This is a genomic window from Paenibacillus zanthoxyli JH29 (assembly GCF_000520715.1).
Taxonomy (GTDB): Bacteria; Bacillota; Bacilli; order Paenibacillales; family Paenibacillaceae; genus Paenibacillus_AQ; species Paenibacillus_AQ zanthoxyli.
The window spans coordinates 1-302 of record NZ_ASSD01000388.1; the positions used below are offsets into that span (position 1 = coordinate 1).

General features: G+C 55.3%; 1 protein-coding gene. It reads right to left on the reverse strand.

All coding sequences use genetic code 11. The annotated features are described in order from the left end of the window. Window positions 1–113 precede the first annotated feature (113 nt). Window positions 114–302 (reverse strand): S-layer homology domain-containing protein (locus tag L691_RS28950; RefSeq protein ID WP_036737104.1); only part of this gene is annotated, 189 nt, incomplete at its 5' end.

Genomic DNA, 302 nt, shown 5'->3' on the forward strand with positions numbered 1-302 from the left:
CGGTCAAGGATTGCTCCTTGACCGGCCCGCTTAGGTTTAGCAGAAGAAAGACGGCCCTGATGGCTTAAAGAGTACTTGCGGGCGCCTTCCTTCTTGAGTTGAGATAGACTGGATTATTCAGCCAGTCCAGCTTTGACCAGCAGCTGATGAAGTGTCACAGCAATCGTCTCACGGGTTGCCGGTGCGGTAGGATTGAATACCGAACCGGAGTCGCCGGTTAGGATTCCTGCGGCAGACAGGGACTGCACGCTGTCCTTCGCATAGCCTGCGATCTTAGCGTTATCGGTATAGGCGGGGGAGGA